The sequence below is a fragment of the Gimesia benthica genome, from assembly GCF_009720525.1.
Lineage (GTDB): Bacteria > Planctomycetota > Planctomycetia > Planctomycetales > Planctomycetaceae > Gimesia > Gimesia benthica.
In genome coordinates, this window is sequence record NZ_CP043930.1 from 4,069,569 (window position 1) to 4,093,809 (window position 24,241).

The following is a 24,241-nucleotide window of genomic DNA, read 5'->3' on the forward strand; positions in this document are numbered from 1 at the left end:
GGTAGAGCAAGTCCATTTGCTGGATAGACACCATCAGAGCACCACCTTCCGGTATCGCGAGAGGGATCCTTTGATGGAATCCAACAAACTGGCTTCAGCTTCAGATCCAGAAAGGGTGTAGCTGAAATCCTCGATGGACTCTGAATGAATACGCCCTGCATGATTGCGTGATTCCAACATCGCAGTGACCAGCCTGTTTGTTGCAAACTGGATATCCGCTGGCACGGTTTCCCATCCTGCGATATAAACGACTTTGATATTTCCTTTTCCTATTCCAGGAGAACTGGCAAGTTGTCCTCTTTGAGTCCTTTGAGGACGATTCCAGTCTGTACCCAGTCGGTAGAGAATTCCGCTGTCACTCACTTCTGTTGCTGAAGCATTATTCTTTCTTAGAACATAATCCGTCCCTGGTACCAGCAAACTGGATTCTGGAAAGGCATCTGTACCATCTCCGTAATACCCCTTGGGATCTATATAAACTGATGTAACAGACTGTACCGGACTCTGGTTCAGAACCAGGACTGGGGTTCCGGTCCCGCTGTAATACTCGGTATAACTTGCCTGTTCAATTTCCCGCTGCAGGTAGCCTTTGACCAATTCCTCTGACTGAGAAATCAGCAGGTCTATCACAGAGTCCAACGATGAATCACTGATTCCCTGCAATGTTTTAATTGTGGTCTTAGTCGTCCAGGTCATACTTCACAGCCTTCTGTGGGTCTACTGAGAGTATTTGCTTATCAATTTCAATTTGGTGTGGAAGGATGAAAAAACAGTTCATTCCTCTTTCGCCGTTTTAGTTGTCGATGAAGTGTGAGATGTCAGTTTGGTCTCATTTCTATTTTGGAAGAACGCCTGAGCGAACTCATATGATTTTCTGACATAGTGTGTTGCATCAAATCCATGATGCGTCGTTGCACACATCTGTATGAAAATCTGCTCTGCCAGACTGTCTATTTGAGTGTCTCTGACAGATTGCCTGGTACTGCGCGCCATGGAGATCTCTCCTTAAAGAAAAATGACGAAACTGGTATGAAGAGAATCAGGCAATTGCAGAATCCCTGATTTCATTCACGTATCCGGCTCCCTGCAGAATGTAAAAGCCCGTTCCAAGCTGTGCATTACTTCCGACATCTGTAACATCGAACGAAACGAAAGTGAAACCGTTATCTGTGTCCAGATCGGAGGCCTGGACTTCGATGGCGATTAACGACTCATTTTCTGCACTATCAATGGTCGCTGAGTCATAACTGGCGTCTGCTGCTTGCTCGACCAGACTGAACTGGCCGATGGCGTCGATGTCAGTCGCACCGACTTTGTGCCGGATGCGTGTGAAATTCAGGGCTTTCGAATTACCGGAAGAGGCCGCATCATGTTGTTGCGCTGATATAACCGGGTCATCGCCGGCAGTTCCGATTGAAGCCAGCATGACAAAAACGCAACGTTCATAGTTTTTAAGATTCACCCGATCTCCCGTATTGACAGCCGTAGAAAGGTCAACCGGCATGAAGGCGGGGATGATGTCATGCGATTCTAAGAATTCCTGATTGAACATTTAATTAAATCCTTTTATCTAAGGTAGAAAATTATGAATGTGCAGTGTGGAAGGCCGGATTAAGCTCGCGTAGCCAGAGTGACAAAGCTGGACTGCGTTGCGGTCCCTTTGTAGGGAGTCAATGGCTGAGTTTCCCAGGGTTTGCCATCAATACGCATAATAAACCTCAGTGCCAGCTGGTCAGTCAGGAACTCGACGTGCATCGATTCTGCCTGTTCGATGCCTCCTTTGCTGATGGTGATGTAATCATCAAGACTGGCGAGCATGATGTCTCCTTCGGTACCGAGCGTCTCATTAAACTCAGTGGGAATCACGGGCCGTCCCATTAAGGTCGCGTAAGATGCCTCTGACAGACCGGAAGGCGGCATATAAACTAACTGGCCTCCAGCGGTAGAAACTCCCAGGCTCATTTGATGAAGTTGCGGTTCAGTGTCCTGATTGATGAACCAGGCAGAATTTTTGCGAGAGGAAGCCCGCATTCTGCTCCACATATGCAGGATGTTCTCAGCGACGATACTGTTCGCTGCCTGTCCTGACTCTTTGGGAACCGTCACCCGGGCAGATGATTGCATGATTCCGAGTGGTTTTCCAACTCCGTTTCCGTTGAAGATGGATTCCCCGAGCATGAATTCCATTTCTTCAGTCACTTTTTTATTGACATACGCTTCGAGTGCCAGGCCGTTATCGTTGATAAGCTCTTCCGTAAGATAAACAAGAACAGCCAGCTTATTGAGTTTTAATGTCGTCTCACCGAGCTTGGGAGCCGCACCCGTGAGGGGATCTCCCTCTCCAACCCAGTAGGCACGCAGACCACCAGCGCGCGAACCATCGGATCGACTGGATTCTGGATCCGTTGGAAAGGTCATATTATTACCGGCTACCTGGTAGTGGTCGGTGCGACTGAAAATGTCGTTCTGGTAGATGTGGGTCAAAATCTCCTGATGAAATTCAGGTAAGATTGCGATTCCACCATCCGCTCCAACAACTTCCGACATTCCCTGGATCGCTTTGCACTTACCCCAGGAGTTCTTTGTTTTTGAGATCAGCTCGCTTCGATCTTTGAAACCGCAGCGAATAAATTCTCCGAAAGATTTAAATTCGGAATAAGGTTGATATCCGCTGGGAAAAGTACGCATTGATTTGATACGTTGTTGCTTTACATTTTTCGAGCTGGTGGAGTTTTCTTCCTCCTGTTCCCAATAGCTGGTCAATCTGCCCTGTGCATCATGTCGAAGGCCACTGATATCGGGGGCGTTTAACTGATCGACACTTTTGGTGAGACTTTCGATGTTGGAAGAGAGGGACTTTACTTTTTCCTCAAGAGTATCAGACATATGAATGTCCTTTCTAATAGAACGAAGGGTGAAGATGGTGGTTTACAGAAAGCAGCGACTGCGATTTCGCATAAATGAGACTGTCAAACTACTTTTTCTGAGCAGGTAGTAGATCGCAGATCTTTTGTTGAAGCACCGCTAGTGATTTCGAAAGTGACTCAACATGCTCTTCAAGTTTCTGATTACTGATGCTGACTGGTGCGTCATTTTGTAACTGGATTTCCTTCAGGATTTTCTCCATCAACTGACGCTGATCGCTTGAACCTCTCAGTGTTTTGTAATTCTGAAGTTGAGGTGATCCCATACTATTTGCGAATCTGTTTAGTTGTGTCTCCTTAACCAAAAGTGGAAACTCTGAGTGGAGTGGGCTTTTCATTGAATCAGGACTCTGAGGAGTGTGCTCAGAGTCACTCTGGGAAGGGAGATGCTTATATATTTTCTGATAAAGTTGGTTCAGATCATTCTGTTCGTCTTGAAGTGCCTGAAGAAAAGGTTTCAGACGTTGTTGAATTCGTTCGTTTTCCAGAATTGCTTCTGTAGAACTCACCTGATCTGTTAACTGACTGATCGAGTCTGAAATGAATCGAAGCAGTTGAGCGCCTAATGGTATCCGCTGGTTTTTGTCTTTAACCTCTATTTCCGCTTCACAGGTTTCATTAGATGCAGACTTAAATGAGATGCTCTGTGCTTCTTTTGGAGAATCGGAAAGTGGTGGATGATGAGCCTGTTGAGAGGCAGTCGATTTAATGGATCGACTGATTTCGACATTCGTCTTATTCGCAGCAGACCAACCTGGAATTGAGATCTGGTCAGCAGGTAAAACTGCCTGAAGTGACTTCAAGAGCGGTGCGGTGATTTTCCGGCCTTCAATAGTCCCTCGATCAAGTGTTCGAGCGATCGCATCGGGGTTAACTCCCAGTGCCCCCCAGGACCACTCGATCAATTCCCATTCTTCGAGAATAATCCCCGAACCTGCATTTGATGTCTTTCTAATAGCAGACTTGATGGGCAGGGCCCGCACAGAAGTTGCTCTCACCAGGCCTTCTGCGATCAGGTGGAATATCTGTAAAGATTCCAGACACTTGTCAGTAAAAAATGAAGTGGCTGTAATTTCGTGATCTGATACATGCAGAGCGAGTTTGCCGTCGGGCTGCTGACATTTGGCAATCGGGCGTGTGAGTTCTCCCAGACCATGTTCCCAAAGAACGACTGGGTTGTTGCGATAATTTTCGAGATGAACACCTCGAGGTACGATTACGTCACCTTCTCGGTCTTCGCGTGGAGTGTTGATGACAGCTCGCGCCGACATCAGTCGTACGTCTACGACTGGTTGAGTATGACAAAGGAGTGAGAGGTCAGACGACTGATCAGCGAAACTGCAGAAGGAACCGAATTTCTGTGTTCGGTCTTTAAGAATCGTCTGTAAAGAATTGTCCGCTTTTGAATTATTCACAGTTTGCCCCGTTGAGTAGAACTATTTATTTGCGACAGGGCAGTGTTTTAAGATTCGGCTCCGCGGGGTCAATAAGATTCGATTCGGTTTTTTCTTTTTTTATACCAAGTCAGTTGGTGAATGATCAGTGCCTGGTTTGGCCTGCGCCGTGTGCAGGAATCGATAGGCGAACGAGATGCATGGCATTCGAAGAGTCTCTCTGGCAGCAAGATCATTATGACTCTGAACTCTTTCAATACTTTAAGAGAATTCAGAGTAGTCGTCTTGAATCTGAGAGTGTTGAATAAGATGGCTCAATCTGCAAACTAATCGGACTGAATAGCAGAGAGCCGGATGAAAGACTCAGCTTAATCGGGGCTGACGCACCTGATAAAGCGAGGGAGTTACGGAGCGATCAAGCTGCACGTTTATGGGATTCAGAGTTGTCAGAGACTCCAACTGTATCAGCTGAGGTGTCCTCTTGTGTCTCCGAGGCAATTCGATTTGAATAAATACGGTCAATAAAATCTGGAAATTGATTCCATGCGCCGGGGGCCTGATTCCAGATCATAGCGATTTTACTGAAGAATGTCATTTCGTATCTGGCAATCACCAGGCTCTGGATCGTGTCATTGGGATCCAGGTCAGAAGCCGTCCATTGTCGAGAACAGAGGTCATAGGCAGGTTCGCCATCTCGACCATTAGAAGGAATATCATACAGGATCGCCAGCTCATTAGAGGCATTCAATTTAGCCGGAAAGCAGCGACAGGTTTGAGGGCGATTTTGGTAGATTCTGCAGCGGCCCAGCCCTTTGGGATGCTCATCATCAGGAAGGCATTCCATCAGAAATCGGCATTTTGTAGTTCCGGGGAATGAACTGCTGGGGATGTGTTTCAGGCAAATCACGAAAGGGGTTTCAGGATCGTCCTCAAACAGAAAATGAGGTGCCAGGTTACGTGAGATGAGTCCTTCGGTGTCTTCCCAGCGACAGGCGAAATCCCAGAAATTCAAGTTCTGGCGATGAGTGAAATGATGGATGTCTGCACCGGATATCGGAACTGCAAAAGAGCGACAACAACCAGAATGGCAGGAATCACAAATGCCCATTCGTTTTCTAACTTACCAAGAAGGAGCTGGCGAAATTGAATAACGACACAAGACGCATGTCTTTGAACTGAAAATAACGCTATCGCTATAATCGGCGTAATCAGCAAACTCGCTTGAGTTTATTCCTGATTCAGTACTCTTTGGAAAAAAAACTGACTAAAAAATACTGCGTAACTGCTATCAGGAAAAAGACTTAACGGCGTTGGACAGCCGCTGCATGCCTTCCCGGATTCCTTCCGGGTTTTGAACACCAAACGTTAACCGCATGTGATTTTTTGTGGGGCCAGCTGTTCATCGGGCGGGAGACCTTGGTCAACAGCATAAAATAATTCGCCGGGAACATACATTACTTTCTCTGTATGTACAGCGCGTTCGAAGAGAGGACTTTGGAACCCGGTTTCAATTGACTCGGGCAGGGTCATCCAGACGTAGAGTCCCCCATTTGGATGTACCCAATGAACACCAGGAATATCTGAAAAATATTCATCGGCGGCTTCCAGCATGCAGTCTCGTTTTTCGCGATACACATTTCGGAGGGTTGCAACGTGGTCGTAGTATAAATGATCGCTCATCACGCGAGTTAAAATATGCTGACTCAGATTCGTAGATCCAAAGTCATCATTTCCTTTCTTGTCGCGTATGGCAGCGCAAACTTCAAGCGGGGCAACCCCAAAGCCCACTCTTAAACCGGGGGAAAAACTTTTGGAAAAAGTTTGTGTGAGAATGACATTATCGCCGGAAGGATCGAAGCTACGTATACTCGGTGTTACGGGGCCGTCATAACAGAGTTCACGATAGGCGAGGTCTTCCAGGATGAAGATACGTTGTGACTTTGACCACTTGCGTGCGATGTCGACAATCTGCTGTCGCCGATCAATCGACAGGGAGAGACCGGAAGGATTTTCATAATCGCTTACTACGTAGATCATCTTGACTTTTGCCAGATCCCCCTGGGACTCCAGCATGTCGAGCGTTGATTCGAGTGAGTCCATTCGCATACCGAATTCATCTGTTTCGACAGATACGATGCGCGCTCCCAGTCCTTGGAGTACACCCAGAAAGACAAAATAGGTAGGAGCTGCAACCAGGCAGATGTCACCGGGATCGAGCAATATCTCACCGACCAGAGACAGATACTGCTGTGAGCCTGTGGTGGCAATGATATTATCCAAAGTGATTCCCAGCTCGTCAGCTGGTTTTTGTTCCAGATTAGATATATGGGACAGCAGCAATGTTCTTAAAGCGACTGATCCAGCCGTCGTTCCATACTGTAATGCTTCCAGTCCCATTTTGGGGGTGGTGAACAGGCTCTCCAGGGCCTGCCTGGTGGATTCTATCGGGAGGCTACTCTGGTCGACCAGGCCTGCTGCCAGAGACAGAACCCCCGGATTTTCTACACCCTGCTGCATGAGAAAACTGATGGGTAAATCGTGGCTCCAGGTTCTTTTTTTACTGAAACTGATATTACTGCGCGTGGACATGGTGCATGGCCTCTGGGAAATGGAACTTGCTTTTACCCGCAAATAAAGTTTGAATCAGCACATCGGTATAGAATTCAGCATAATCTTGATCCTCCTGATTTACCATGAACTTTGAGGTGACTGAATTGAAATCAGGGTTCATTGTCAGCATACTGAAATATAAATTTGCCTGAAGACAGGTCTGCTGCAGCTCACTCCACCCATGATACTTAATTCGTATTCAGAGCAGGAAACCACATCTTGAAATTGTTTATTTCCATTGCGACTCTGTCCATCGTCTTTTCTCTGAATACTCCACTTTCGGCAGCAGAATCAGCTGCTGAGCCCTTGCCTATAAACACGGGTCTGCATCCGGTCGACTGGATGATCATAGCCGTTTACGCAATTCTCACGATATTTCTGGGCTGGTACTTCAGTCGAGGGCAGGAAGATACTTCTGAATATTTTGTGGGCAGCGGTCAGATGAATCCGTTTCTGATCGGTGTTTCTCTCTTTGCCACACTCCTGAGTACAATCACTTATCTCTCTACTCCAGGAGAAATTCTGGGAAAAGGGCCCGTCTATCTGGTCAAAGACCTGGCAATGCCTTTCATTTTCATCATTGTTGGTTATGTGATGTTGCCGGTATATATGAAAAGTCGGGTTACCAGTGCATACGAACTTCTGGAAGAAAAACTGGGGCTCGGTATTCGTATGCTGGGAGCAGTCATGTTCCTGGGCTTGCGATTAATCTGGATGTCGTTGCTGGTCTATTTGACAGCAAAAGCGATCACGACAATGTTGAATGTCGGAGAGGAGTGGATTCCCTATATCGTTCTGGGTACAGGGTTGGTGGCCATTATTTATACCTCCCTGGGGGGCTTACGTGCTGTGGTCATCACCGATTTAATCCAGACGATTCTATTGTTTGGTGGAGCCTTGCTGGTGATTGCCACCATTACTTACCACCTGGGGGGCTTCAGCTGGTTTCCTACGCAGTGGGACTCTAACTGGGATACACAGCCATTTTTCAGTACTGATCCGGCGACACGCGTGACATATGTCGGCACATTTTTGTCTATTCTGATCTGGTATGTCGCTACCATGTGTGGAGACCAGGTTTCCGTGCAGCGATTCATGTCGACCCGGGATGCAGTAGCAGCACGACGATCTCTGGCTATCCAACTGACCGTTTCAGTGGTTGTGTCATTGACGCTGGCGATGGTTGGTTTTGCGTTGCTGGGGTATTTCAATGCGTTTCCGAGTGAAATTCCTGCCGGTATGGAGCTCAAAAAAGACGCGGATAAATTTTTCCCGCATTACATTGCAAATCATCTTCCTGTTGGAATCTCAGGGTGTGTAGTTTCAGCGATGTTTGCAGCAGCCATGTCCAGCATCGATTCCGGCGTGAACTCCATCACAGCAGTCGTAATGACAGACTTTTTGGATCGATTTGGTTTCAAGCCTAAAACAGAACGGGGTCATGTTTTATCAGCACGTCTGCTGGCCTTGGGAATTGGAGTCATCGTGGTTCTGTCCAGTTCATTGATGGGAAGTATTCCAGGAAACATCACTGCTGTGACGAATAAAACCGCGAACTTATTGACCACCCCTATTTTCTGCCTCTTCTTTTTTGCTCTTTTTATCCCTTTTTCCAAGCCCGCCGGCGTACTGGTCGGGGCAGTATTGGGAACGACGACTGCCGTGTTGATTGCTTTTTCAGGACCTATTTTTATCGAAAATTACACCTCTGATATGCCTGATCCGATCAGTTTTCAATGGATTGCACCGGCCGCGGTTTCAGTAAATATCGCCAGCGGTTGCCTGGTCAGTTATCTCATCGCCAGTGCACAACAAAAGAAGTCGGGAGTAAAACGGGATCTGACTTCCGATTAATTTGCCCCATTCATCAATGTGGGATCAGCACGCAGGTGTAACGCATCCATCAGGCTTTTTCCCGGTGGTAGACTGGGGGCCGTAGTATGATCTTCTGTTTGTGATTCAGAGTGAACAGGTTGCTTTCGGTCGGCGCTGACAATTTGGTCCCCCCCATTTTCTGGACCAAGAGGCGGTAGCCCACGAATCGCCCGCAATTCGTCTACTTTGATAATCTGGGCTCGAATATCTGTCGCCAGACGCTTTTCCAGCAGATCTGGATCATCAATTTGGGTCGCTTCGATTTCAATGGTCAGGTTCCTCCCGAACTGAGGGGCGAGATGCTCCGTATCATCTTCTGCCAGTAAATCCAGAATGGGTTGAACAGTCAGAGAAATGAACTGCTTTAAACTGGCGTAAAAAGCGGCATAACTTCCACCATCTGAGATTCCTGCAGCAATTCCAGGGACCCCATGTAAAGCCAGAATCGCATCTCTAAATTCGACGAATGAAGCGTTGTAGTCCATCTCCCGGGGAGTGGCCGTAAGTGAGACGACTTGCTCACCGGTTGTAAAGATCGCCTTGCCTGTATTTTCAGTACCCCCATATTTTTGATCAAACATCGCGGCTGCGGCTTCAAGTTCTTCTCTGGTTGGGCGCATATCCTTTCCGCAGGTGACGACAATTGATGGATCGGCTCCATTATTCATCTGAGCCCAACGAGCTGCATCGATCTGATTGGCTGAGTCGATCCAGCGGGCACCCGCGCTGACAGGAGATTGTCCGTCGTCCTGGTAAAGTGGATGGGGCCATCGCGTGATCTGTAGCTGTGAGAGTGGGATGACTTTTCCCAATACCTGCTGCAGTAGATGGTGTGAACTGGAGTAACTTGAAAAGTAGTCAAGATCATAGCGCGACGAAGGTGTCTGTATCCTATAGCCGCCTTCAGGCATATCTGTTGAAGGGGCAACTGGCGACGCGATCGCGGTGGGAATTACATAACGGTGGACAGTCTTCCCAAACTGATTGGGCACATTCCAGACGATACTTGTCCCAGTCAGTTGGAGTTGTAAGACACGCTCATAGCGGAAGGCTGCACCCGATTGAGTGGGATTGGGGTGTTTGAGAATCTGGCAAAGCGCATGATCGTTCGACAGAGGAATGGACGCACCGGCTTCACCGGCATACAAGCTTCGTGTAAGTCCATATCCAGCGTCCATTCTCAGGTGGCGTCGGAACAATTTTTGATTGGAATTATTTACAGTGTCATCGTAGACAGCCACCGAAGCTTGCATAGCCTGCAGGCAAATTGCCCGAATTGCAACAAACGTCCAACCAGTGAACTGTTCTGACTCCTCTCGATGGTCACTGTGCCATCTGCCTGGTTGGCCAGTCCCGAGTGCGGTTCGCAGTGCGACTGCGAACCGGTTTGATTTGAATCGTGCGGCAAGCTGTTTGAAGGGGTTCCACATGTTTTACTATCCTTAGATTGATAAAGGAGTATATTTCATTTTGTCTGCTGAATTTATCAGGCAACAATCAGTCTTCGCCGGGATTGATCACGTAGCGCACAGAGACAGTAGACGACTGCATCAGCCCGATCGGGAGAACGTCCCAATGTCTCCCTCAACGTTTTGCCCTGATAGTTTTCGTCAGACCCTCGCCGTCCTTTGGGGGTGATATAAAATTTTTCACCGTCATGCCCGGAGTATATTTTCTGAGGTGCTATCAGTTCTGCCCGCAGGCGTTCATTATCAGGCAAAGCGAATGGTATCATGCGGAAGTCCCCCGCCGGGTCAAGGCGTCTTGCAGCCTCTCCGTAGAGTTCGGCCCGTTTGTTGGCATATTTTTGAGTATCGATATCACTTGCTGAATTACTGTGAATTTCGATCACATGTACGTTTCGATTTTTTAGAGGATCACCGACTGCGTTCCCATAACCCCCTCCCCAGTCGATGGCCAACGGAACAATTCCCTGTTCTAGATCAACTCCGTATGTCATTGCGGTTTCGATTACCCACTCGAGCGTCTGCTGTGTATCTGCGAACTGGCATTCATGGATGGCTCGGATACCGTACCTGCCACCGACGGCAAGGACTGAGGTATCTCCAAATCGGGAAGCGGCGACATCCAGTCCAAAACCCTCAACTGGAATAATCTGATTCAACAGATGAATTGCAGACTTGTGTTGGTTTTCCGTAGCACGTCGCCAGAGATGATGCCAGCGTGTCCAGAATGAGACAGGTTCTACCAGCCAGTCTGAGAGAATGACCTGTTTCTCAGGATCCTGATCCGGAAACTTGCCTAGTGCATATACATTACGAATGAGTGGATCCGGATCGTTTAATAAGGATATAAATTCGTCGTAGCACGTCTGTCCGGGAATACGGGGCTTACATTGTTCGAAGTCTTTGGTTTCAATCGACGTACCATGCGAATAGAACCTGCTTCCGATTTTGATACCACCCAAGGGGGCGACTGGTTGTTCCAGGCAGGTCTCTTTCACATTTGTGCATTCCCAGCCACTGACGGTGATACAGCGTGTTTTACCATATTGGTCCACAATAGTTTGGGTGCGATCTGGTTCTATACTCGGAAAGGCATCTCGAAATGATCCCGAAAGTGTGGATGGATTGGAGAGAGCCAGAAATTTTTTTGCCTGAGTGTTGGCTAGTTTATATTTGTCTTCGAGATTCGGGGCCGTTGCCTCATCAAACCAGAAAAGAACATGTGGCGAGTGTGCGCCTCTGAAACCTTCAATATGCTTAGGGTTAGCCAGGGAAATAGAATGCTGTTGATGATCATAAATTCCCGAAGTCAACAATTTCCCTGGTGGCTTTACCGTCATCCGTCTCCACCATTTATCGACTTCCCCGTAGGCAATTTTCTGAGCCATCCTGAGTGAGTCTCGCGTAATTACAATTTTGGCATCGTCCCAGATATGAAAGTAAGTGCAACAGGCAATTCCTGCAGCAGCTCCCTTACCACAACCGGTGTTACCTTTGACGAATACGCGGCGAATAGTGGGATCGAATAGAGACTCCAGAATGTCCCATTGCCATTCATCCAGTTGGACACCAGGCCATTGTATTTCAACGTAGTGGCGAATCTGACCTGTTCGGGCTTGTTCAATGGCGGAATCCAAATTGGTGTCATCACCATTCTGTGTACGTTTTCTATGTTGCTGCTCGCAGGCTGCAAACTGATTCTGCTCAGAAGAATTCAACCCGTCACCAATTATTTTCAGGTAAAATGTAAGAAAGAGACGTGGTGGGAAACTGATTCTTTTTCATTCAGCCAGTATCACAGCGATGAAAGCTCTCTGGAGAACAGCATATTGACCCACGAATTATTTTCGTAAATCCTTGCGATCTGCGGGGGTAAGTCAAGATAATCAAACAACACGTGAATAAAGTGAACAGCTGAAGTTTTACCTTATTCTTTTAAGGTTTAATGCAACTTCGCTTAGAGTGAAACAAGTGGAATTCACCTCAACCTCAAATGGGTATGAATTGCCTGAGGAAACCAACATATGAAAATCTTATTCGCTACCTTAGTACTCTTTTCACTAGTTATGCCTGCGCAGTCAGTTGCTCAGGCGGAAGAAGAAGTCAAAATAATTCCGGACGTCGTTTATGGGCATAAATTTGGAATGGCACTGACATTCGATGTGTTCCAACCCGAGAAGCCGAACGGCGCTGGCGTACTTTTCATGGTTAGTGGCGGATGGTATTCGCGCTGGACGGAGCCTCAAAATATGTTGTCGTGGTTTAAGCCATTATTAGATAGCGGTTTTACAGTATTTTGTGTCAGGCATGGCAGCAGCCCTAAATTCAAAATCCCGGAAGTGGTCGAGGATGTGAGAAGAAGTGTGCGGTTCATTCGTCTGCATGCGAAAGAATACGGTGTGGATCCCAACCGACTGGGGGTTTGGGGTGGAAGTGCCGGAGGGCATTTATCACTGATACTTGGGACGACATCGGATCAGGGGGAACCGGACGCAAAAGATAAGGTGTTACAACAGAGTGATCGCGTGGCTGCAGTTGCTGCCTATTATCCTCCTACTGACTTGCGTGAGTTCGTTGAAGAAACATCTCCCTATTACCAGCGGTTTCCTGCACTACAGTTTGACAAGGAACTCGCTGATGATTTCTCCCCGCTTCTGCAAGTCACTCCCGATGATTCGCCGACTCTGTTGATTCATGGTGACCAGGACAAACTGGTTCCCATCAGCCATAGTGAAAACATCATGCAGCAGTTTAAGGAGAAAAACGTCCCGGCTGAGTTACTGGTTATTGAAAAGGCGGCTCATGGTTTTAAAGGGGATGATCAGACGCGCGCCAGCCAGGCTGTCGTTGAGTGGTTCCAAAAACATCTACAGGGGCAGTCTAAATGATTTTGCCGGATCAGAATTCCGCGTTTTTAGGAGTTCTGGGGAAGGGGATACAGTCACGGATATTTGTCATTGAGGTCAGTAGCTGAATCAAACGCTCAAACCCGAGTCCGAAGCCTGAATGAGGGACTGTACCGTACTTCCGTAAGTCGGTGTACCACCAGTAGTCTTCGGGGTTTAGATCACCTTCCCGCATACGATCAATGAGAACATCGTAGCGTTCTTCGCGCTGACTTCCTCCGATTATCTCACCAACACCTGGAACAAGTACGTCCATAGCACAGACGGTTTTACCATCGTCATTGCAACGCATGTAGAAGGGTTTGATCGTTCGGGGGTAATTGTAAACGATGACGGGTTGTTTAAAGTGTTCCTCAGTTAAGTATCGTTCATGTTCGGACTGCATATCACTGCCCCAGTCGATGGGGAAGTCAAACTGCTTTCCGCAGGATTTGAGAATCTCGATGGCTTCGGTATAAGAGAGCCGAATGAATTCGTTTTCGGTAATGTTGTGCAGTTTTTCTAATGTAGTCTGATCGATACGCTGGTTGAAAAACTCCATGTCTTCAGGACAGTTCTGCAGAACATCCCCAATGACAGTTCTGACAAAACTTTCTGCGAGTGCCATGTTGTCTTCAAGATCATAGAAGGGCATTTCAGGCTCAATCATCCAGAATTCAGCGAGATGACGGGATGTATTTGAATTCTCTGCACGGAATGTTGGGCCGAAGGTATAACACTCACCGAGTGAGGTGGCAAAAATTTCTGCTTCCAGTTGACCGCTGACTGTCAGAGAAGCTGGTTTACCGAAAAAATCCTGAGAAAAGTCGATTTCGGTCTGAACTTGCGCCAGACGTTCCAGGTTGAGTGTAGTGACCTGAAACATTTCGCCTGCTCCCTCGCAGTCACTGGTGGTAATAATCGGAGTCTGAATATAGACAAACCCTCTGGACTGAAAGAAGCGATGAATTGCATATGCAGCTTCATTGCGGACGCGGGTAATGGCTCCAAAGGTATTGGTGCGGGGACGCAGGTGGGCAATTTCTCTGAGAAACTCGAAGCTGTGTCGTTTCTTCTGGAGAGGGTAACTTTCAGCGTCTGCAGTTCCATATAGAATAAACGATTCAGCATGCAGCTCTATTCGCTGATTCTTACCCGGTGATTCATTCACTATTCCAGTGACTGCGATACTGGAACCGGTGGTGACATCTTTGATCAACGTTTCATAGTCTGGAACGCTTTGATCGATGACGATTTGTAAATTAGACATGCAGCTGCCATCATTGAGCTCAACAAAGGAAAAGCCACTCTTCGAATCTCGGCGTGTGCGGACCCACCCGGATACCTTGATTGTTTCGCCGGGCTGGGATGTATGCAGTGCTGCTTTAATTTTGGTACGAATCATGTGGAGGTCTTTCCGTAATACAAGCCTGTGAGCTGGCTGTCATCCTGATCGATATTTAATAACTCCAGTGCGGTCTGGAAGTTATTCCTCTTTGTAATCTGCGGTCTTCAATCTGTAAACTGTAATCGAGCCGGGTACTTGCTCTCGTAAATCAGAATTATAGTTTTATGGGGGGGCCCAGAGACTCTGGTGACAGAAAATGGTGTATTTTCGATGTTTATAGACAAAATCCTTTAGAGACAGGGTCATCAGAGGGAAATAGGTCCGAGGTAGTACTGACATTTCAGATGATTTGTTTTGATCACATCTGGCGGTCTGCGCTGGCGGGTCGGACCATTTCAGCCTAGAATGGACACAGGAACACATGTTGTCGTGGTGGCCGGTGAGATAACAACATTCATGATGAACTCGAAACAACCCAAATCCCAGAGCGTATCAGCTGAAAGTTTAGCTGATCTCAATGATGAGTTGGCTGCGATGGTCCGTACTGGGATTCCGTTAGATGAAGGGCTCAGAAATGCCGCAAAATATTTGAAAGCGGATTCGCAGAACTTCATCAGGCATCTGCTGCAAAAAATTGAGGAAGGAGCTTCTCTGGATGAGGCTGTCCAGTCCGAAGCGATCCAGTTACCGTCTACCTACGTCGCGCTCATCAAATCAGGAATCAAAATGGGGCGTTTGCCGGAAGCGCTGACATCCTTTGCTTCATTTGCTCGCGCCAGGATGGATTTGCGGCGCGAACTCGGATCAGCATTGATCTATCCAGTGATAATTTTGATTATCGCCTTTATGCTTTCGCTGTTTGTCTGTTTCATTATTTTTCCAGAACTGGTCACCGCGAATGAGATATTTCAGCTCAAAAATACTTTAGTGATGAACACGCTCATGAGCCTGTTCGGATTTTACCAGAACTGGTTCATACTGATTCCAGCGGTATTTCTGGTCTTGCTTTTCAGCTGGAAATTCAGTCGGCATTCATTCATGTTGTCTCGAGAAGTCAATCAGTCTGGTTTGAAATCTCTGGCAGCCAACATTGCATATGGGTGGGTCCCCGGCTATCGCAGGTTGGTGCTCGATATGAACTATTCCACTTTTGCGGAAATGGCCGGAGTTTTGCTTTCATATCATATTCCTTTATCTGATTCACTCGTACTCGCAGCAGAATGTACAGGCAATTCGAAAATGATCAATCAGGTCCGTGCAGTGGCGGAAAAACTTGAACAGGGTGAGGGAATTAAAGGCAGTATTCAGTCTGCAGCAGAATTACCTGGATATATTCAATCCATGTTGATGAATCCCGCACATCAAAATCGCCTGCCGGATATCATGTCCGAAATTGCCCGTGTTTATCAGACGCGCGTATTAAACCGTATTGAATGGATCAAAAACATCGTCCCTGTGGGATTAGTCGTATTAGTCGCAGGTGGTATTACAGTCTGTTATGCACTGCTAGTATTTTTACCCTTCGTCGAGATTTTGAAAATGCTGGGAAGTCCTTCGGTCTAATGAAAAAGTATTCCTATCTCTGTATTAATTCTGATGGTCAGGAAGTCAGCGGCTTTGTAAATGCACGCAGTGATGAGTCTGCCCGTATCAAGCTGATGGAGCAGGGACTGAAAGTTGTTCGAGTTGATTTGATCGAGTCAAGTCAGACTTCAGAGTCAGAATTCAGCGATGGTGATGCTGTTGATATTATTGAATTTGAGGGAGAGTCATTAGAGGACTACGGTAAAGCTGTTTGGGACGTTAGCACTGATTATCTAGACTCGATCCGAAACAAAAAACAGCCTCAAATAGAGGGGTTGCCATTGTCCGCCAGTTTACGAACACTGGCGGAAGAATCGCCATCAAGCAACCTGGCACAAACTTTTCAGAAGATGGCATTAGACCTGGAGCAGGGGAGATCTCAAGAAGATACCTTCCAACGGCATTTGCAATCGGTACCACAAAACCTTGCGACCTTGATTCATGTCTCCGCTGGTACAGAAAAACTAGAGTCTGTGATTGAAGATTATATTGCCAGCGAGAGACAGCGCAGACAGGCAAGGCATAAATTGCTGACATCTTTTTTCTATTCAATCGTATTAATTCTTGGTTCTTTGATTTTGTTCTACTTTCTGATGACGATCATCGTTGGGAATTTCAAATCACTTTTTGAAGACTTCGGCACTGAGCTTCCCAGGCTGACAGTTCTGATGATCAGTTTCGCTGATCTGTTAACAAAGCACGGATTCAAGATTGCGCTCATTATTATTGGCGGGATGTTACTAATCTGGTTCAGTTTTGATTTTCTGAAGAAGCGTGCCTTGAGACGCCGGCTACTGAATCAAATACCCGTGTTTGGTTCTATTTTGAGTAATACTTCGATCTCTCAATTCTGCCGCATGCTGGCTGGCCTGATTGATGCCAGGGTGAAATTACCCGAAGCACTCATGTTGGCGGCTCAGATGACGCGTGATCCAAACCTGATCGCGGGGTGTGAAGTTCTGATTAAACGGACCAATGCGGGGTTCAGCCTGATGGAATCCGCTCAAAGTTCTCCACATTTTACGAAAAGTTTTATTCATATATTTCGCTGGCAGGACCACCCACAGGTCTTCGTTGAGTCTTTGCGTGCCAGCAGTAACATCTATCAGACCAAAGCAGATTTGAAAACAGGCACACTGATATTCATCCTGCAGCCTGTGCTGATATCTGGAATGTTGTTTTTATTGGGCATTCCGATCGTGGCAGTCTATTTACCAATGATCAAATTATTAAATGATCTCTCATAGTCCATTTTGAAAGTTTGACGACCGTGGAATTTCTGGGCGTGATATTCAGTCTGGCTTTCTTTGTCTATTTCCCAATAGCAGGAATTACATCGGTCATGCTTGCGCGGCGCGTGCAGGATTTTGGTCATCAGGGAGTCAATCAGCTGATCAAGGTCTGCTGGAAAGCGTTTACTCTGTTCATGCTGGCTCTATGTGTGATATTTCTTCTGCTTAATATTATTGCTGTGGTAACCAATCAAGTAACTATTCTCGGAACTGCCCTGGTCGCTCTGCCAACAATCTTGATTTATATCTTCACAATCTATCTGGAATGGCAGTGCTTACAGTTACTGCGTTCTATCAATCAGGAAGATGAGTACAGTCTCTCAGAAGTTATGCAAAACCGCTTGCATATTATCCGGACTGGAGGTTGGATTTTGCTGGGTTTACCTCTATTGATCTTCATTCCAGTATTAATTTACATCATTCCTTTTTTTATCCTGATGATTGCTGTCTTCTGCTGTGTGTTAAATATCCTGTCATTAAACAAGCGGTCTCGGGAAACAGAACTGCTCTGGCTGATGACGTTTTGCGTTGAGAAGAATATTCCCCTGGCGGCAGAAATCGATCGTTATTCTCAAACGAAGAAAGGCAGATACCGGGACCGATTGTTAAGGTTCAGCAGCAGATTGCATTCCGGTGAGTCCCTTTCCGAGGCACTGGCAGAAAATTCAGGTTTGCTACCCCAGTCAGCAATTGTGGCATTAAATATCGGTGAGAAGACTAACAATCCGGGGATTGCTTTACGGGATTCGGCGGTCAGAGCGACAAGAAAACTCGGTACCAGTTCTGATAAATCGAATTTTGCAAATCTGATTCTATACCTCACAATCATTCTTTCGCTGCAGTTTATTATCACAGGGTTTATCATGTACTGGATTGTTCCGAAGTTCAAAAAGATCTTCCTGGATTTCGGTTTTGAATTACCATCAATTACACAGTCACTCATGACTGCCAGCGATGTGATCTTCTCATACTTCTATCTGTTCTTTCCAATATTCTCATTGCCACTGGTAGTACTGGCAATTTTACATTTTGGTAATTACTTCGGTTGGTCGAACCTCAATATTCCATTTATTACGGGCTGGTTTCCCCGTCTGAATACCCCCCAATGTTTACGACAAATTGCGCAAACCGTGGTGATCGAGAGGCCTCCTCTTCTCGCCCTGGATTCTATTGGTAATTATCACCTCTGGTCTGATGTAAGAGTGCAGACGCAGTCAGCTGCGCAACGAGTTCGTCAGGGTAATGATTTCTGGGAATCGTTACGTGAGGCGAAAGTTCTCTCCAGTGCAGAGGCAGGTCTTTGTATGACTGCTGAAAAAGTGGGTAATCTTCCCTCAGTATTGCGTTCCCTGGCTGATACGATTGAGCAGCGCAGATTTCGCAGAATCAGATACTTCACAGAAATCTGTAAACCGGTTCTGGTTTGTACTCTCGCGGTACTGGTCGGTTACTTTGTCATAGCTCTGTTTATGCCTTTAGTTTATCTGTTGTTCCAAATTTCCTGAGTCATAGTTCAAATGAGAATTCGCAATAAAAATCATCCAGAACGAAAGGTCCTCTTAAATCATCGAGGTGGATTTACCCTCTTTGAAGCCTTTATTTCAATGATTCTGGTGGGGGCAACGATGGCAGTGGCACTTCCCGCGTTTAAGGCTATTGGCCAGCAGAGGAAAGACATCGATCAAAGGTATCTGGTTGTCACAGCTGTCGGAAATCTGTCTGAACGAATTCGTGCAGAAAGTTCCGGGAAGGACTTGAGTCAGGAGCGTCTCAATCACTATCAGTCAGCGCTGATTGGGGAGTTAGATCTCAATGATCCTCAAGTAGAACTCTCTTTAGTCAACACAGATGATGAGGAAGTATCTGGAGTCCGTCAGGTTGCTATCAAAGTCTCCTGGAGAAATATCTACGGGGAAAATGTTGATCCTGTTACGCTGACCCTCTGGTTATATGAATGAATGTTTCATGATCATATCAGACAAAAGAAGAATACAACGACGTTCTTATACGAAGATACGACAGGGATATTCGTTGATCGAAATGCTGGCAGTAATGTCGGCGATGTCAATTCTGTTCACTGCCGCGGTGACCACTCTGGCATTCCTGATGCGAGTGGAGATGAAGGGAACAGAACGCCTTGAGAATAAACTGGTGCTTCAAAAGATCGCGCACAAGTTCAGAGAAGATGTATCTACAGCTCAGAACGCAGAGATATCCAAACAGAATAGCCAGCAAATACTTAAGCTGGCACTGCGCCAAAACACATCTATCACTTATTTGACAAATTCCCCGGGTGAAGGAATTCGTCGCGAATATCACAGGGAAGGTAAACTTGTCTCACAGGATGAATATTTACTCCCGCTGGCAGGTGTTACTTTTCAGACAGAAATATTCAATCAGCAGGAACTGGTTTCTATGGAGCTGAATATTCCAGATAAGACAGGACATGAGAATAAAACTCTGCAAGCTTATTTCCAGTTGTTCCGGTGTGAAGCACAGTTGAATCGAGTCGGCCAGATTCAGAAACAGTCAGAGCAGACAGAGTGAAGCATGAACTCATATCGAAAAACGACAAATCGGTATTTGAATAGCGTTAGAGCACAGAAGACACATGTGCGGCGTGGATCTTTTGTGCTCATTCCCATGCTGTGTCTGATTCTGGCGTTAGCAGTCGTGGGGCAAATATTGCAACAGAGTCAAGTCGAGGCCAAGCAGCTCAAGCAGCAACAATACCTGCTTCAAGCTTCCTCATTGGGAGATGCTGCTGCTCAGAGAGCTGTCAGAAGATTGATTCAAAATACAGACTACGATGGCGAAACCTGGAAAGTAGAGATCGAGTCGATGGGAAAAGTTAATTCAGGTGAAGTCGTCATTAAAGTAAAGAAAAACAGACAAATGGAAGACTCACATATCATCACAACAGAGGCGAGTTATCCCGCTGATGATATTTACCGCGTGCGTGTCATCAGAGAATGGCCAATTACTGTTAAGAGTCAAAACTCAGAATAATAATACTCTACCCCCGCAGGAAAGTCTGATTTAAAGGGAAGATCATGCCACATTTAGATTTGTTGCCTAAGCTGAAGCTCACGCATAAAAAGAGTGGTTTCACCTTAATTGAGTTGCTGGTCGTGATTGCCATTATCGCAATTCTCATCGCATTACTCTTGCCAGCTGTGCAGCAGGCAAGAGAGGCGGCCCATCGTGCGTCCTGTAAAAATAATCTGATGCAGATCAATATCGCAATTCAGAATTATGAGATGGCGCATAACGTACTGCCTTCCGGGACAATCAATCCTACGGGGCCTGTGCGAAGTGAATCAAAGGGTTATCACGTCAGTTGGATCCTTCAGATTCTACCGTATCTCGACGAACGAGTTGCATTCAATAAGTTCAATTTTAAAGAGAGTGTTTATGCCCCGGTGAATAAGCAGGTTGCCGAGTATCAGATTCCGTTGCTCAGTTGCCCTTCGAACCCTTCTCCGGGAAATACCTATGCAGGGATGCAGAATGACATCGAAGCACCAATCGATGTGAATAATAATGGAGTTCTGTTTCTCAACAGCAGCGTGCGGTACGACGAAATTCTGGATGGGTCTTCAAAAACAATCTTTGTTGGTGAATTCGCTGGCGGTAATCAACGAGGCTGGGTCTCAGGAACACGTTCCACATTGAGGAATGCTGGCACCAGTATTAACGCCAAAGGGTTGAACTACTATCCTGGTAAAGCTCAGTTCGATGCACGAACTTCAGAAGGTGAGTCTACTGAGGCAGCTGGGGAATCGAAGGCAGCCGAAAACCCACTTAGTGTTGGTGGTTTCTCCAGTTATCATACAGGGGGCGCTCAGTTTGGACTGGGAGACGGAAGTGTTCGTTTCCTTAGTGAAAACATCGACGAGACCGTCTATCAGGCATTGGCCAACCGACATGATGGTCAATTGCTTCCGGAGTTTTAAGTCAGCTGAATCAAGGTGATGAAAGTTTTTTCTTTGACGGGCATTTCCTGCTAATGGGTTCTTATTGATGATCTCTCTACCAGTTAAGAAATCACACTCTGCAGGCTTTGTATTGATGGAGCTGTGGTGTGTGATTGCTGTCATCGCGATACTGATTGCGCTCCTGCTTCCTGCAGTTCAGTCAGCTCGCGAAGCGGCACGAGCGACAACCTGTAAAAATAATCTGATGCAACTCGGAATTGCATTGCAGAATTATCAGATGGCACATCTGGTGCTTCCCTCAGGGACGGTTAATTCCCAAGGGCCCATTTTGAATCAGCCACAAGGCTATCATGTTGGTTGGGTGATTCAGATACTTCCTTTACTGGACGAGCGGGTGGCGTTCCAGCGTTATGATTTTGCGAAAGGTGTTTATGACCCGGTCAATTCAGAAATTGCGAACCATAGACTGACCTGTTTTGTGTGTCCTTCCAGTTATCTGGGGGGATATAATTATGCCGGCTGTCAGAATGACGTTGAGGCCCCGATTGACTCAGATAATCAGGGAGTCTTTTTTTTGAACAGTAGCATTCGCGAAAAGGATCTGAAAGATGGGCGTGCCTACACCATTTATGTAGGTGAAACGGCCGATGGTGGTTTTTTAAGCTGGACTTCGGGGACATCCTCTACGCTGCGTAATATGGGCACCAAAATTAATCAGTCCCTGAAATCTCGTATCTCATCACGAGTGGCATTTCCCTATGGTGATTCACGTGAGTATCAGTTCCAAAATGATCCGATGTCCGATAGTTACTTCGATGAATATGAAGAGATGACGACAGACGGCAATTCGGATGGAATACGTGAAACGGAAGAACTGACCGCGGAGGAACGCAAATCTTTGCTTCGTGTGGGAGGCTTTTCAAGTTTCCATGCTGAGGGAGCGCACTTTAGCATGGGAGATACATCCGTGCGTTATATCAGCCAGAAAACCGATTACGAAATTTTAAAACGTCTGGCCAATCGCCAGGATGGAAATCTGGTTGGGGAGTATTAGATTTCCAGTATGAAGGCGCGAATTATTAAATTCAGATTCAGATGGAAGAACATTATGGTCCTTCCTCTGCTCTTGATTACGTCACGGGCTTTCGCACTGGAAATACATGAAATTCGCTGGTCATTCCAGGACCGTCCTGTAGCGTATCATTTTAACCCTGTTACTTTTCTGATTGAAAATAATCAGGAATCTCCGTTTGAAGGCGAGCTGCGCTTTCAGCCGGAGTCATTTCGGGGACAGCCGATCGGCTTGGCGATCTCAACTTCGGTTTACATTGCCCCCCATGATACGAAATGGGTGCAGCTCTATCCCTACTTTTCAGAATCGAATGCCAACTGGACAGCAACCTGGCAAGAGGGAGAAAAGCAGAATTCAAAATCATTTCTCGCGCCTGTACCTGTCAAGACAAAGGCGATCGTACAGCTTATCAGTGCTGGAAGCCTGGAACGGGGACTACCTGGGATTAAGCAGTACCCGGAAGAAATATTTCCTCCACTGACTGATGCGGTAGATTCTCTGGAAACCGTTGTATTAGACCATGTCCCCAGGTGGGATAAAGCACGCAGAACGGCTTTTATACAATGGATCTATCTGGGGGGAACGCTTCATTTATTTCAAAATACGCAAGGCGAAGATCAAGTATTTCCAGAAACCTTTTCTCCCTTAAATCAGAGCTCGTCTTTGATCAGATACGGGCAAGGTAGAATTATTCGACATCCACAAAAAATCAACCAGCTTTCGTCGAACGATATTAATACATTGGTTCAGAGTACACGGAAAAAATCTGAGAATTTATCAGATCAAGCAGATATATTAACTGAAGCATATTACTTCGATTCAGATAGTGGATACTACCCGCACGCAGATATATTTTATTACCAGATGAGTGATGAAGAAATCCTGACTACCCTGACAGAAATGAGTAAACCGCATCGAATCTGGTATCTCAATTTTTTTCTCGCGTTTTTGTATTTACTTGTGGTGGGGCCGGGATATTACTTTGCAACCAGACTGTCCCGAAGAATTCACCAATATTATTTATGGTATTTTCTGGGCATTGTGATTTTCAGTCTGATTTTCTATGTGAGTGGAAAATATAGTTCGAATCAGAACTCCCAGGTTCACTCCCTTATGCTGGCTTCAGTAATGCCAGATCAGGATATGATTCAGAGTGAATGGTCCAGTCTGGGAATGGTGACAGGAGGCACTTACGAGATTACACACGAAGGCGAGGAACATCTCTATGCAGCCTGTAATGAATTCTCTCGGGTCAATGGGGTCTGTAAGAGTGGATCGCAGGGAATGATGCACCTCGAAATCCCTCCCAATTCTTCACAAGGTTATTTACATAAATTCAGAACCAGTAAAACGGGATTTGCCGTCTCAGTTGAATCCGTACTAAAAAACGAATCAGGCCTGGAAGCGCTCGCACTGAGAATCGATGATAAGTTTCCGACAAGAATCATACAGATTTACTTTCTGGCTGGTTCGAAGTTATATGAACTCAAACAGGAACAGGATCGCCTGGTTTTTCGTGGCAGATCGCTGGATGTCGCCTCTGTGTTATATTCTTCTCCCCAGTATCAATCTGGCGCCTGGGCAACTTTCAGTTTGACTGGGACCTTCAAACTGAAAGAGAGAGAGGTAGATGATTCGCTTGACCAGTTGTTTCCTGTTCTATTAAGCCGTGTGACAGGATTTTCAGGAGATCAATATCTCAATGTGCAACGAGCCGTCGAGAGTACCGGGAAGCTGCTGGTTCTAGGTGAAACGCCGGAAACCCTCTTTTTAAAATCTCCGCAAGTAACGAAAAAAAAAGGTCATGTTCTATATTCTCTCGATGTTCCGTTGAACGAACAGTTCGACTGAAA

The 24,241-nt window shown here is 46.3% G+C and carries 19 protein-coding genes; 11 read left to right on the forward strand and 8 right to left on the reverse strand.

The genetic code is table 11. The features are described from left to right. Positions 1-33: 33 nt before the first annotated feature. The 5 genes from F1728_RS15620 to F1728_RS15645 all read right to left on the reverse strand — a co-directional run bounded on the left by F1728_RS15620 (position 34) and on the right by F1728_RS15645 (position 6,907). Complete coding sequence (locus F1728_RS15620; protein WP_155364902.1) at positions 34-696, reverse strand: hypothetical protein; 663 nt, start codon at positions 694-696, stop codon at positions 34-36. Positions 697-1,039: 343 nt separating this feature from the next. Beyond that, the gene (locus F1728_RS15625) at positions 1,040-1,552 is read right to left on the reverse strand and encodes a hypothetical protein (RefSeq protein ID WP_155364903.1); all 513 of its coding nucleotides are present in this window, start codon (positions 1,550-1,552) and stop codon (positions 1,040-1,042) included. A gap of 59 nt (positions 1,553-1,611) precedes the next feature. Beyond that, complete coding sequence (locus tag F1728_RS15630; RefSeq protein WP_155364904.1) at positions 1,612-2,886, reverse strand: phage major capsid protein; 1,275 nt, start codon at positions 2,884-2,886, stop codon at positions 1,612-1,614. A gap of 88 nt (positions 2,887-2,974) precedes the next feature. Continuing rightward, a complete protein-coding gene (locus F1728_RS15635; RefSeq protein ID WP_155364905.1) occupies positions 2,975-4,195 on the reverse strand; it encodes a hypothetical protein in 1,221 nt (406 codons plus the stop codon). 1,488 nt (positions 4,196-5,683) lie between these two features. Beyond that, the gene (locus F1728_RS15645; protein WP_155364907.1) at positions 5,684-6,907 is read right to left on the reverse strand and encodes an aminotransferase-like domain-containing protein; all 1,224 of its coding nucleotides are present in this window, start codon (positions 6,905-6,907) and stop codon (positions 5,684-5,686) included. Positions 6,908-7,270: 363 nt separating this feature from the next. On the opposite strand from F1728_RS15645, the gene F1728_RS15650 reads away from it, so the two are divergent. Continuing rightward, on the forward strand, positions 7,271-8,782 hold the full coding sequence (locus F1728_RS15650; protein WP_155367403.1) for a sodium:solute symporter family transporter: 1,512 nt from the start codon (positions 7,271-7,273) through the stop codon (positions 8,780-8,782). Here the strand turns inward: F1728_RS15650 and F1728_RS15655 are convergent. Together F1728_RS15655 and F1728_RS15660 are read right to left on the reverse strand one after the other, a co-directional pair. Next, positions 8,779-10,233, reverse strand: coding sequence for a phage portal protein (locus F1728_RS15655; RefSeq protein WP_155364908.1), 1,455 nt, complete (start codon positions 10,231-10,233; stop codon positions 8,779-8,781). The two genes, F1728_RS15650 and F1728_RS15655, sit on opposite strands and share 4 nt — an antisense overlap. Positions 10,234-10,289: 56 nt before the next feature. Then, positions 10,290-11,906, reverse strand: a complete 1,617-nt coding sequence (locus F1728_RS15660; RefSeq protein ID WP_155364909.1) for a hypothetical protein — start codon at positions 11,904-11,906, stop codon at positions 10,290-10,292. A 387-nt stretch (positions 11,907-12,293) separates the two neighbouring features. Here F1728_RS15660 and F1728_RS15665 point away from each other — a divergent pair, with 387 nt between their 5' ends. Continuing rightward, positions 12,294-13,157 carry an alpha/beta hydrolase family protein gene (locus F1728_RS15665; RefSeq protein WP_155364910.1) on the forward strand — a complete coding sequence of 288 codons (864 nt, stop codon included), beginning with the start codon at positions 12,294-12,296 and terminating at the stop codon, positions 13,155-13,157. Positions 13,158-13,167: 10 nt separating this feature from the next. Here the strand turns inward: F1728_RS15665 and asnS are convergent, their stop codons facing one another. Continuing rightward, positions 13,168-14,559 (reverse strand): asparagine--tRNA ligase, encoded by a 1,392-nt coding sequence (asnS, locus tag F1728_RS15670; RefSeq protein ID WP_155364911.1) that lies wholly within the window; start codon positions 14,557-14,559, stop codon positions 13,168-13,170. Positions 14,560-14,856: 297 nt separating this feature from the next. Here asnS and F1728_RS15675 point away from each other — a divergent pair, with 297 nt between their 5' ends. The 9 genes from F1728_RS15675 to F1728_RS15715 all read left to right on the forward strand — a co-directional run bounded on the left by F1728_RS15675 (position 14,857) and on the right by F1728_RS15715 (position 24,239). After that, positions 14,857-16,065: a type II secretion system F family protein gene (locus F1728_RS15675; protein WP_155364912.1), complete on the forward strand. Its 1,209-nt coding sequence runs from the start codon at positions 14,857-14,859 to the stop codon at positions 16,063-16,065. Next, entirely contained in the window at positions 16,065-17,333 is a 1,269-nt protein-coding gene (locus tag F1728_RS15680; protein WP_194242389.1) for a type II secretion system F family protein, read from the forward strand. The genes F1728_RS15675 and F1728_RS15680 overlap by 1 nt, the downstream gene beginning before the upstream one ends. 23 nt (positions 17,334-17,356) lie before the next feature. Next, positions 17,357-18,883, forward strand: coding sequence for a type II secretion system F family protein (locus F1728_RS15685; RefSeq protein WP_155364914.1), 1,527 nt, complete (start codon positions 17,357-17,359; stop codon positions 18,881-18,883). 12 nt (positions 18,884-18,895) lie between these two features. Then, complete coding sequence (locus tag F1728_RS15690; RefSeq protein ID WP_155364915.1) at positions 18,896-19,336, forward strand: pilus assembly FimT family protein; 441 nt, start codon at positions 18,896-18,898, stop codon at positions 19,334-19,336. A gap of 7 nt (positions 19,337-19,343) precedes the next feature. Beyond that, positions 19,344-19,925, forward strand: a complete 582-nt coding sequence (locus F1728_RS15695; RefSeq protein ID WP_228030197.1) for a PulJ/GspJ family protein — start codon at positions 19,344-19,346, stop codon at positions 19,923-19,925. A 66-nt stretch (positions 19,926-19,991) separates the two neighbouring features. Continuing rightward, positions 19,992-20,387: a hypothetical protein gene (locus tag F1728_RS15700; RefSeq protein WP_155364917.1), complete on the forward strand. Its 396-nt coding sequence runs from the start codon at positions 19,992-19,994 to the stop codon at positions 20,385-20,387. A gap of 44 nt (positions 20,388-20,431) precedes the next feature. Beyond that, positions 20,432-21,334 carry a DUF1559 domain-containing protein gene (locus F1728_RS15705; RefSeq protein WP_155364918.1) on the forward strand — a complete coding sequence of 301 codons (903 nt, stop codon included), beginning with the start codon at positions 20,432-20,434 and terminating at the stop codon, positions 21,332-21,334. A gap of 115 nt (positions 21,335-21,449) precedes the next feature. Next, positions 21,450-22,370 (forward strand): DUF1559 domain-containing protein, encoded by a 921-nt coding sequence (locus F1728_RS15710; RefSeq protein ID WP_228030852.1) that lies wholly within the window; start codon positions 21,450-21,452, stop codon positions 22,368-22,370. A 54-nt stretch (positions 22,371-22,424) separates the two neighbouring features. After that, complete coding sequence (locus tag F1728_RS15715) at positions 22,425-24,239, forward strand: hypothetical protein (protein ID WP_155364920.1); 1,815 nt, start codon at positions 22,425-22,427, stop codon at positions 24,237-24,239. Positions 24,240-24,241: the final 2 nt, after the last annotated feature.

What these genes read in the sequence shown, in the direction of transcription:
- F1728_RS15620 (WP_155364902.1), bottom strand. Translation starts at nt 696, where the DNA reads ATGACCTGGACGACTAAGACCACAATTAAAACATTGCAGGGAATCAGT.
- F1728_RS15625 (WP_155364903.1), bottom strand. Translation starts at nt 1,552, where the DNA reads ATGTTCAATCAGGAATTCTTAGAATCGCATGACATCATCCCCGCCTTC.
- F1728_RS15630 (WP_155364904.1), bottom strand. Translation starts at nt 2,886, where the DNA reads ATGTCTGATACTCTTGAGGAAAAAGTAAAGTCCCTCTCTTCCAACATC.
- F1728_RS15635 (WP_155364905.1), bottom strand. Translation starts at nt 4,195, where the DNA reads ATGTCGGCGCGAGCTGTCATCAACACTCCACGCGAAGACCGAGAAGGT.
- F1728_RS15645 (WP_155364907.1), bottom strand. Translation starts at nt 6,907, where the DNA reads ATGTCCACGCGCAGTAATATCAGTTTCAGTAAAAAAAGAACCTGGAGC.
- F1728_RS15650 (WP_155367403.1), top strand. Translation starts at nt 7,271, where the DNA reads ATGATCATAGCCGTTTACGCAATTCTCACGATATTTCTGGGCTGGTAC.
- F1728_RS15655 (WP_155364908.1), bottom strand. Translation starts at nt 10,233, where the DNA reads ATGTGGAACCCCTTCAAACAGCTTGCCGCACGATTCAAATCAAACCGG.
- F1728_RS15665 (WP_155364910.1), top strand. Translation starts at nt 12,294, where the DNA reads ATGAAAATCTTATTCGCTACCTTAGTACTCTTTTCACTAGTTATGCCT.
- asnS (WP_155364911.1), bottom strand. Translation starts at nt 14,559, where the DNA reads ATGATTCGTACCAAAATTAAAGCAGCACTGCATACATCCCAGCCCGGC.
- F1728_RS15680 (WP_194242389.1), top strand. Translation starts at nt 16,065, where the DNA reads ATGAAAAAGTATTCCTATCTCTGTATTAATTCTGATGGTCAGGAAGTC.
- F1728_RS15690 (WP_155364915.1), top strand. Translation starts at nt 18,896, where the DNA reads ATGAGAATTCGCAATAAAAATCATCCAGAACGAAAGGTCCTCTTAAAT.
- F1728_RS15695 (WP_228030197.1), top strand. Translation starts at nt 19,344, where the DNA reads ATGATCATATCAGACAAAAGAAGAATACAACGACGTTCTTATACGAAG.
- F1728_RS15705 (WP_155364918.1), top strand. Translation starts at nt 20,432, where the DNA reads ATGCCACATTTAGATTTGTTGCCTAAGCTGAAGCTCACGCATAAAAAG.
- F1728_RS15710 (WP_228030852.1), top strand. Translation starts at nt 21,450, where the DNA reads ATGGAGCTGTGGTGTGTGATTGCTGTCATCGCGATACTGATTGCGCTC.
- F1728_RS15715 (WP_155364920.1), top strand. Translation starts at nt 22,425, where the DNA reads ATGGTCCTTCCTCTGCTCTTGATTACGTCACGGGCTTTCGCACTGGAA.